The sequence below is a fragment of the Rhodopila sp. genome, assembly GCF_035548235.1.
Lineage (GTDB): Bacteria > Pseudomonadota > Alphaproteobacteria > Acetobacterales > Acetobacteraceae > Rhodopila.
In genome coordinates this window covers 1-9,395 of the sequence record NZ_DASZTJ010000225.1, presented here as the reverse complement: position 1 = coordinate 9,395, position 9,395 = coordinate 1, and the positions used below count along the sequence as shown (strand labels likewise).

9 protein-coding genes are annotated in these 9,395 nt (G+C 69.2%); 5 read left to right on the top strand and 4 right to left on the bottom strand.

From position 1 onward, the window contains the following. The 3 genes from VHB27_RS18720 to VHB27_RS18710 all read right to left on the bottom strand — a co-directional run. Positions 1-353 (bottom strand): DUF4880 domain-containing protein (locus VHB27_RS18720; protein ID WP_325603333.1); only part of this gene is annotated, 353 nt, incomplete at its 3' end. A 75-nt stretch (positions 354-428) separates the two neighbouring features. Beyond that, entirely contained in the window at positions 429-953 is a 525-nt protein-coding gene (locus VHB27_RS18715) for an RNA polymerase sigma factor (RefSeq protein ID WP_325603331.1), read from the bottom strand. 62 nt (positions 954-1,015) lie between these two features. After that, positions 1,016-2,062, bottom strand: a complete 1,047-nt coding sequence (locus VHB27_RS18710; RefSeq protein WP_325603329.1) for a GlxA family transcriptional regulator — start codon at positions 2,060-2,062, stop codon at positions 1,016-1,018. 118 nt (positions 2,063-2,180) lie between these two features. Here VHB27_RS18710 and VHB27_RS18705 point away from each other — a divergent pair, with 118 nt between their 5' ends. Further along, on the top strand, positions 2,181-3,020 hold the full coding sequence (locus VHB27_RS18705) for an alpha/beta fold hydrolase (protein ID WP_325603326.1): 840 nt from the start codon (positions 2,181-2,183) through the stop codon (positions 3,018-3,020). 118 nt (positions 3,021-3,138) lie between these two features. Further along, positions 3,139-4,089 (top strand): LLM class flavin-dependent oxidoreductase, encoded by a 951-nt coding sequence (locus VHB27_RS18700; RefSeq protein ID WP_325603324.1) that lies wholly within the window; start codon positions 3,139-3,141, stop codon positions 4,087-4,089. Between the two features lie 2 nt (positions 4,090-4,091). Here VHB27_RS18700 and VHB27_RS18695 read toward each other — a convergent pair whose 3' ends face one another. Further along, complete coding sequence (locus VHB27_RS18695; RefSeq protein WP_325603323.1) at positions 4,092-5,048, bottom strand: peptidyl-alpha-hydroxyglycine alpha-amidating lyase family protein; 957 nt, start codon at positions 5,046-5,048, stop codon at positions 4,092-4,094. A 970-nt stretch (positions 5,049-6,018) separates the two neighbouring features. Here VHB27_RS18695 and VHB27_RS18690 point away from each other — a divergent pair. From VHB27_RS18690 to VHB27_RS18680, 3 genes are all read left to right on the top strand, one after another. After that, on the top strand, positions 6,019-6,507 hold the full coding sequence (locus VHB27_RS18690; protein WP_325603320.1) for an energy transducer TonB: 489 nt from the start codon (positions 6,019-6,021) through the stop codon (positions 6,505-6,507). A gap of 108 nt (positions 6,508-6,615) precedes the next feature. Further along, entirely contained in the window at positions 6,616-7,785 is a 1,170-nt protein-coding gene (recF, locus tag VHB27_RS18685) for a DNA replication/repair protein RecF (protein WP_325603318.1), read from the top strand. A 51-nt stretch (positions 7,786-7,836) separates the two neighbouring features. Then, positions 7,837-9,395, top strand: a 1,559-nt coding sequence (locus VHB27_RS18680; RefSeq protein WP_325603316.1) for a DNA gyrase subunit B, incomplete at its 3' end; no start/stop codon positions are given.

Here is a 9,395-nt window from a genome sequence, read left to right as displayed (position 1 = left end):
GTGCCGATGGCGGTCTCGTAGTCGGCCGGCAGACGGAGCGGGATGCCGGCGATCCGCGAACCGCCCACGGCCAGGACGGCCAGCAGGGCCGCCGAGGCGGCGATCCGCAAGCCGATCGCGACTGCCCGCCGGCACGGGCGCGGGACGACCTGATGCCGCGCGGCGGCGGCGAATGCCGGGTCGCGCCACAGCGCTTCGACCCGGGCATAGGCTGCCGCGTGCGCCGGATCGGCCCGCAGCCATGCCATGAAGTCCGCGTCGGCGGTGTGTCCGGAAGCCTGCCGGTGCATGAACCAGTCCAACGCCGCTTCGGTCATGGGATCATGCGCCGCACTGGCCGTGCTGTTCTTCATCGCGTCTCCAGACGAGGACGGTCGGGCCCGCCCCTGATTGGTAAGACGTGCAAGGACCTCCGGATTCACAATAGATCAAACGTCGAACTGCGACGAGCGGGCAAGGCACAGGCTGAGCGCCTTGCGAATATCGCTGCCGACCGTGTTGACGGATACGCCGAGATGATCCGCGATGCGGCTGTGGGACCAACCCTGGACGCGGCTCAAGATCAGCGCTTGCCTGCAGCGGTCCGGCAGTTCCGCAAGAATGGCTTCAAAGACCACCTGGCGCTCCCGGTCCATCAGGGCCTGCTCCGCCGACGGTTCGGGACAGGCGACCCGAACGGCCTCGACGCTGTCCAGCGAAGCGCTGACGTAGCGGCGGCTTACGTTCCGGCGGCGGACATGATCGATCGCCAGGTTGCCCGCCACTCTGAGCAGGTACGCTCGGACATTGCCGATGGTCGACCCGCCCTTTCCGGCGAGGGCCCGCACCCACGTCTCCTGGGCGATGTCCTCGGCCTCCACGCCGGAGCCCACGCGGTTGCGGACATGGGATTTCAATCGGTCCTGGTAATAGACTGGCAGGGACGTGGCGGTGGGGCTGGCACGCTGAGTCACAAGGCAGGTATCCGCAACGGTGTGAAAGGTCCGACCAATCCGGCCGCCGTCTCGAACCTAACCTAGATGCGAATCATTCGCAATTCGCTTTCGGGGCGGCCCGGTGCCGTACCGATCTCCTCGCCGCCGGCGCCCCCGGCCACCGAAAACCGTCTCCGATACTCCCGCGGCCTCAACCCGGTCACCTTCTGGAACACCTTCCGAAACGACGCCGGATCCTCGTACCCGACATCCCATGCCACCTGATCGATCGTCCGCCCCGTCAGCTCCAGCATCTCCCTCGCTTTTCCGACGCGCAGCCGCTGGCAGTATTCCGTCGGATTGAACCCCGTGGCCTTGCGGAAGCGGCGAAGGAACGTGCGTCCCTCCAGTCCCGCGACCCCCGCCATCGCCGCCGTGTCGGCGTTCCGCCCCCCATCCTTCTGCAGCCAGTGCTGCACCTTCAGGATCGCTTCGTCTCCGTGATGCAGCCGGGGCGAGAAGCTGCTGTAGAACCGCTGCTCCCGATCCGCGGGGTCGATCAGGAAAAACCGAGCGGTGGCGACCATGACGGAGGGACCGAGGAAACGGTCGATGAGGCGAAGCCCCAGATCGGTCCAGGCCATCAGACCGCCGGCGGTGACGATGTCGCCGTCATCGATGATCAGCCGGTCGGCATCCACGTGAATATCGGGATAGCGTTCGGCGAGTTCGCCTGCCCAGTTCCAATGCGTGGTCACAACGCGGCCTTGCAGCAGCCCGGCCTCGGCCAGGACGAACGTGCCGCCACAGACGGAGCAGACCGTCGTGCCGGCCGCGTGACGCGCGCGCAGCCAGGCCACCATCGCTGCCGGGGTTTTTGGCGGTCCCTTCAGGGTCGGCGGCGCGATCAGCACGACCGGCCGGGACGCCGCCGCCGGGTGGGTGTCGAAGACCCGCTCGACCGCGTCGCGCCCCATCTCCCGCCCCATCTCCCAATGCGTCACCCGCAACACCGGCGCCTCGGCGCCGCCGAGGTCGCGCGAGATCCGGCTCGCTTCGACGAACAGGTCGGTCAGCCCGTGGACGCCGGCAAGCTGGGAGTCCGGGTAGATCAGGATACCGATCTCGGTGACGGCGTTGTGGGGCACGATTGTCAGTTTTACCTCCTGGAATGTCAGTTCCGCCAATCCACCCAGGCGCCCGAGACAGCTAAGGTCCCTTTGTCGGGCACGCTTCGTGTCGAGGCAACCAGAAGGGATCAAGGTCATGTCGACGATCACCACAAAGGACGGCACCACAAAGGACGGCACCGAGATTTTCTACAAGGACTGGGGTTCCGGTCAGCCCATCGTGTTCAGCCACGGCTGGCCGCTGTCCGCCGATGACTGGGACGCGCAGATGCTGTTCTTCCTGTCCAAGGGCTTCCGCGTGATCGCGCATGACCGGCGCGGCCATGGCCGTTCCACCCAGACCGCGGACGGTCATGACATGGATCATTACGCCGACGACCTCGCGGCGCTGACGGAACATCTGGACCTGAAGAACGCCATCCATGTCGGCCACTCCACCGGCGGCGGGGAGGTCGTGCACTACATCGCCCGGCATGGCGACAGCCGCGTGGCGAAGGCGGCGATCATCGCGGCGGTGCCGCCGCTGATGGTGAAGACAGAGGCCAATCCGGGCGGCCTGCCGAAAGAGGTGTTCGACGGGCTGCAAGCGCAACTCGCGGCGAACCGGGCGCAGTTCTATTACGACATCCCCGCCGGTCCGTTTTATGGATACAACCGTCCGGGCGCCAAGCCGGACCAGGGCGTGATCTGGAACTGGTGGCGCCAGGGCATGATGGGCGGCGCCAAGGCCCATTACGACGGCATCGTCGCGTTCTCGCAGACCGACTTCACCGAGGACCTGAAGACGATCTCGGTGCCGGTGCTGGTCATGCATGGCGACGACGACCAGATCGTTCCGTATGCCGATTCCGGGCCGCTCTCGGCAAAGCTGCTGAAGAACGGGACGCTGAAGACCTATCCGGGGTTTCCGCACGGCATGCCGACGGTCCATGCCGACACGATCAACGCGGACCTGCTGGCCTTCATCCAAGGCTGACGACGACCGGCGCCACCCCGTCACAGGCGGGGTGGGAGGACCGTGCGGCTTGGCATCTCGGTCCCGGACCGCCATCCTGCCCTGCGGATGACCCTCATCCGCGGCGCAGGAGGCCCACATGTCCAGGAACATCGCGGTCGGCATCGGCATCATGGACTTCCCCTTCCAGACCGTCGACGGGTTCTGGCGCTGGGTCGACCTGTGCGAGGCGGGCGGCATCGACTCCATCTGGCAGACCGACCGCCTGATCAGCCACCAGCCGTTCCTGGAGAGCATGACCGCGCTGGCCGCGATCGCCGGGCGGACGCGGCGCATCAAGTTCGGCGTCAATGTCGTTTCGGTGGCGATGCGCGAGCCGGTGCTGCTGGCCAAGCAGTGCGCCACCATCGACGTGCTGTCGCAAGGCCGCCTGCTGCCCGGCTTCGGCATCGGCAGTCCGCGCGGCGGCGAATGGGCCGCGATGCATCTCGACGCCTCCACCCGCGGGCGCAAGACCGACGAGGCGCTGGAGATCATCGGCCGTCTTTGGGCCGGCGAGGTGCTGGACTACGACGGCCGCCACTTCAAGCTGACCAAGGCGCGGATCGCCCCGCTGCCTGTCCAGCCCGACCTGCCGATGTGGATCGGCGGCGCCTCGGACGCCGCGATCCGCCGCACCGCGCGCATCGGCACCGGCTGGCAGGCCGGCGCCGAATCGCCGGACGCCGTCGGCCAGGTGATCGCCGGCATCAAGGCCGCGCTGGCCGAGACCGGCCGCACGATCGAGGAGGATCATTACGGCGCCGCCTTCGGCTTCCGCTTCGGCAACGAAGACGATCCGGGCGTGCGAAAGATCATGGAACAGTACCAGGCCCGCACCGGCCGCGACCCGCGCGACGCCTTCGCCATGGGCGACGCCGCGCTGATGGTCGAACGGATCGCCGCCTATGTCGACGCCGGCGCCTCGAAGTTCATCCTCCGCCCGGTCGCCGAGGGCGACGCCGAGATGCTGGCGCAGACCAGGCGGCTGATCGAGGAGGTACTGCCGGCGGTGGCCGCCCGCTGGCCCAGGGTCAGGAAGGCCGCCTGACGTCAGCCCACCTTGCGGAACTTCCGCAGGCAGCGCAGCGGCACCGGCCGTGGCGTGTCCGGATAGGTCTGCGGCCAGTTGGTCCAGGCGACCTCGCCCACGTAGATGTCGCCGTGACGGTCGACGCAGATCCCGTGCGGCGCGAGGAACTGGTCGATCCCCAGTCCCGGCCCGATCCCGCCGATGCGCGCGAGCCGCTTGCCGGTGTTGTCGACGATCGACAAGCGCGGCCCCAGGTTGGGCACGTTGCGGTTCACCGCCAGGCTGCTTCCCAACTCGCCGATGTAGCAGACCGGGCATTTCCCGGACGGCATGAACAGGCCGCACGGACGGTGCAGGTTGTTCCATTGCGTCTCATACCTGCCGTTGCCGTCGAAGACCTGCACGCGGTGGTTCTCGCGGTCGGCGACGTAGACCCAGCCATCGGCGTCGCACGTAATGTTGTGAACGATATTGAATTCGCCCGGATCGGTGCCGGGCCCGCCCCAGGAGCGTATCAGCTTCCCATCCGGCGTGTAGCGGTGGACGCGCGCGTTGCCGTAGCCGTCCGAGACATAGATGTCGCCGTTGGGGGCCATGGCGGTATGGGTGCAGCGATGGAAGGGTTCGCCGCTCATGTAAGGGGACGGTTCGCCGGGCGTGCCCATGGTCAGCAGGATCTTGCCGTCCGGGGTGCAGTGACGGACGGTGTGATCGCCGTCGTCGGTCAGCCACAGCGTGTCGTCGGGGGCGACATAGACGCCATGGGCCCGCTTGAACACGCCCTCGCCCCATGATCTGAGGAAATTCCCCTGGCGATCGAAGACGATCATCGGGTGTTCGCCGCGGTTGAAGACATAGACGTTGTCGCTGCTGTCCACACCGACCCCGCCGACTTCCTTGAAGTCCCAGCCTGGCGGCAATTGTCCCCACCCCTCGACGGGTTCATAGATGAAATCGCCGCTGCCGAACTGCGCCATGATCATTCCTCCCGACCGCGCTTTCCAAGAGGATGGCATGGCTCGGCACCAAGGGCACAGGACGGTTGTTTCTATTTGGCAATTAAATACGCGGGCCGCAGCCGTCATGGCAGGTACCCTCCGCCATGGCGGGCACCCCATCCGGATGGATGGAACCGCCGCCGATGAAAGCCGCCTCACCCGCACCAAACCCGAACTGGACCCAGGTGACGTCCTCCCCGTGGCCCGCGACGGCGCACGGTAATCGGGACGCCAGGCGACGGGTCGGCGGCGAGACCGGGATGTGCCAGGATGGTCCCCTGTCAGGATGGTCCCCTGCCAAGATGGTCCCCTGTATGGCCGCGATCGTCAGCCACGCGATCCGATGTCGCACGATAACGCCCCCTTCTCCTGCCGCCGCCGCGGCCGCGAAAATGATACGTTATAACAAACCATTTCTGGATGCCCGGCGACGGCCATGATCCCCCGGACCGGCGCAACACGGACCCGGCTCGACCGGCCGGACGGAGACGGACGGCGGCACTGGTCGGCCGGTGTCGTGGGGTCGGTGCTGCTCCACGGGCTGGGGCTGTGCGTCGTGCTGGCGGTCGCGGACCAAGCCATGCCCCAGGCGCCGGAAGATGCGGCGGTGGCCATGGTGTTCACCGCCCCGGCGACAAATGGGGCGTCGGAATCCACCACCCCGCCTTCCCGGCCGGACACGGCGCAACCGCCTCCGCCGCGGCCGGCGGCACCGGCGTCGGCGCCGGAAGCGCCTCCGGCTCCGGCGTCAGCCCAGGCGCCTGCCCCACGGACACCGGCGGAGCAGCCGGTCCCGGCGCCCGCGGGGCCTCGGCCGCGGCCGCCCACGGAGGCCGCCCGGCCGCCAGTCCCACCGCCAGTCCCACCGCCAGTCCCGCCGCCAGCCCCACCGCCGGCCTCATCGATATCGGAACCGTCGGGGCCGCGGCCGCCGCTCCCGGAACCGCCGATGCCGCCGCCGCGGCCGCCATCTGCGCGACCCGCGCCGCAACCGCGCCCGGTCCCCTCGCCAAGGCCGACGCCGGCCGCTGCTGCGCCGCCGCCCATCCCGGCGGAACGGGCGCCCGACGCGCCCCCTTCCCGCGGATCGGCCCCCACCGGACCAAGCCCCGCGGCGTCCGCCGCCTCGGCGGCCCAAGACGCGGAAGCCCCACCGAACCCCGCTTGGCGGCAAGCCCTCTCCGCCTGGCTGCGCACCCACAAGACCTATCCCGAGGCCGCTCGGGACCACGATATCGAGGGCACCGTGGGCCTTCGCTTCACCCTCGACCGCGCCGGCCGGGTGGTGGCGCTTTCGATCACCCGCGGTTCGGGGGAAGACGTCCTGGACGCGGCAGCCGAGGCCATGCTGCGCAACGCCACGTTGCCGCCCCCCGATCCGCCCCGGGACCGGGTCACCATCTCGGTCCAACTGCATTATGCGCTGACCGACCGCTAGGGCGCGCCGGCCGGAGGCGGAATCGCCGCAGGCAAGCGGCTCGCGGCCGTTCAAGCGCCGATTCCGCCCCACCTTCACGCCGCCCCCCGCACGGGCCATGTTCCGGATGTGCTCCGCCTCCTTCGCCTGAAGCTGACCGACTTCCGCAACTACCCGGCGCTCACCTGGCATCCGGCACCGCGGATCAGCGTGCTGTTCGGCGCCAACGGCAGCGGCAAGACCAACCTGCTGGAAGCGGTCTCCCTGCTCGTTCCCGGCCGGGGCCTGCGCGGCGCCCGCGCCGGCGATCTCGCCCGCCACGGCGGCGACGGCGGCTGGGCCGTTGCCGGTCGGTTCGACACCCCGGAGGGCGAGACCGATATCGGCACCGGGGCCCTCAACCAGGGTGAGCGCCGGGCCTTCCGCGTCGACGGTGCGCCGCCGCGCAGCCAGGCGGAGATCGGCCGGCGCATCGCCGCCGTCTGGCTGACGCCGCAGATGGACCGGCTGTTCACCGAAAGCCTGTCCGGCCGCCGCCGTTTCCTCGACCGCCTCGTCTGGGCGCTGGAACCCAACCACGCGCGGGAAATCGCCGCCCACGACACCGCCGTCGGCAGCCGCAACCGCCTGCTGGCCGAGGGCCGGGCAAAGGGGCGCCAGGACCTCGGGCGTTTGGACCCCGCTTGGCTCGCCGGCATCGAGGATGCCATCGCCCGCCATGCCGTCGCCGCCACCGCCGCGCGACTGATCCTGGTCCGCCGCCTGAACGAGCACACCGCGGCGTCGGGCTTCCCGCCGGCGCGGATGGACCTGGCCTGCCCGATCGCGGAGAGGCTGGCGTCCGAACCGGCCCTGGCGGTGGAGGACTGGCTGCGTGCGGAACTGCAGGCCAGCCGAACGCGCGACTCGGCGGCGGGGAGCACGTCGCTGGGGGCGCATCGGACGGACATGCTGCTGACCGACCTGGCCACCGGCACCCCGGCCGCGCTCGCCAGCACCGGCCAGCAGAAGGCGCTGCTGATCGGCGTGATCCTGGCGCATGCCCGGCTGATCGAGACCGTCCGCGGCTTCGCCCCCCTGCTGCTGCTGGACGAACCGGCGGTTCACCTGGACGCGGACCGGCGTTCGGCCCTATGGACGGTGCTGATGGACCTGCCCGCCCAGACCCTGGTCACGGGGACCGACAGCGAGACGTTCCTGCCCCTCGCCGGGTGCGCTTCGGCCTGGGCGGTGGGCGGCGGTCAAATCACGCCTGATTCGCGCTTTCTGCCAGAAGGCCCTGTCCCCGAAACCCGCTAAGCGCTATATATCTAGAGTATCAAATCCCATATCCCGGAGTCGTCCCTCGGCATGTCTGATAACGCCGCGCCGCCGCCTGATTCATCCCCCAATTCCGGCTCCGATCCCGAAGCGTACGACGCTGCCTCGATCTCCGTCCTGAGGGGCCTGGACGCCGTCCGCCGCCGGCCGGGGATGTATATCGGCGACACGGACGACGGCTCCGGCCTGCACCACATGGCGTTCGAGATCATCGACAACGCGGTGGACGAGGTCCAGGCCGGCTTCGCCACCCGGGTCGAGATGATCCTGAACGGCGACGGCAGCGTCACGGTGCGCGACGACGGCCGCGGCATCCCGACCGACATCCACCCCGAGGAAGGCGTCTCCGCCGCCGAGGTCGTGCTGACCAAGCTGCATGCCGGCGGCAAGTTCAACCAGAACAGCTACAAGGTCTCGGGCGGCCTGCACGGCGTGGGCGCCGCGGTGGTGAACGCGCTGTCCGAGTGGATGGAGGTGCGCATCTGGCGCAACGGCCAGGAGCACCTGATCCGCTTCCGGCATGGCGAGCCGGACGCGCCGCTGGCGATCGTCGGCCCCTCGGACCGCGCCACCGGCACGGAAGTCACCTTCAAGCCCAGCCCCGCGACCTTCACCCGGACCGAGTTCGACTACGCCCAGCTCGAACGCCGGCTGCGGGAGCTGGCCTTCCTGAACTCCGGCATGATCGTCGTCCTGCGCGACGAGCGCCACGCGCCGGCGGTCGAGAGCGTGCTGCACTACGAAGGCGGGCTGGTCGCCTTCGTCGAGTACCTGGACCGCGCCAAGACCCCGGTGTTCACCCCGCCGATCAACCTGCGCACCGCCGACGACCAGCAGGGCATCAAGGTGGAGTTCGCCCTGTCCTGGAACGACAGCTTCCACGAGACGATGCTGTGCTTCACCAACAACATCCCCCAGCGCGACGGCGGCACCCACCTGGCCGGCTTCCGCGCCGCGCTGACCCGCGTGGTCACCAGGTACGCCGAGGGGATGGGCAAGAAGGACCAGCTCCAGCTCGTCGGCGACGACATGCGCGAAGGCATGACCGCCGTGCTGTCGGTCAAGGTGCCGGACCCGAAATTCAGCTCCCAGACCAAGGACAAGCTGGTCTCGTCCGAGGTCCAGCCGGTCGTGCAGGCCGCCGTGGCCGACGCCGTGGCGCACTGGTTCGAGACCCACCCCAAGGAAGCCAAGTCCATCATCCAGAAGGTGATGGACGCCGCCGCGGCGCGGGAGGCCGCCCGCAAGGCGCGCGAGCTGACCCGGCGCAAGGGCGTGCTGGACGTCTCCACCCTGCCCGGCAAGCTGGCGGACTGCCAGGAACGCGACCCGGCCAAGTGCGAGATCTTCATCGTCGAGGGCGACAGCGCCGGCGGCTCCGCCAAACAGGGCCGCGACCGCAAGTTCCAGGCCATCCTGCCGCTGAAGGGCAAGATCCTGAACGTCGAGCGCGCCCGCTTCGACCGCATGCTGGGCAGCCAGGAGATCGGCACGCTGATCACGGCGCTCGGCGCCGGCATCGGCCGCGACGACTTCGACCCGGAGAAGATCCGCTACCACAAGGTCATCATCATGACCGACGCGGACGT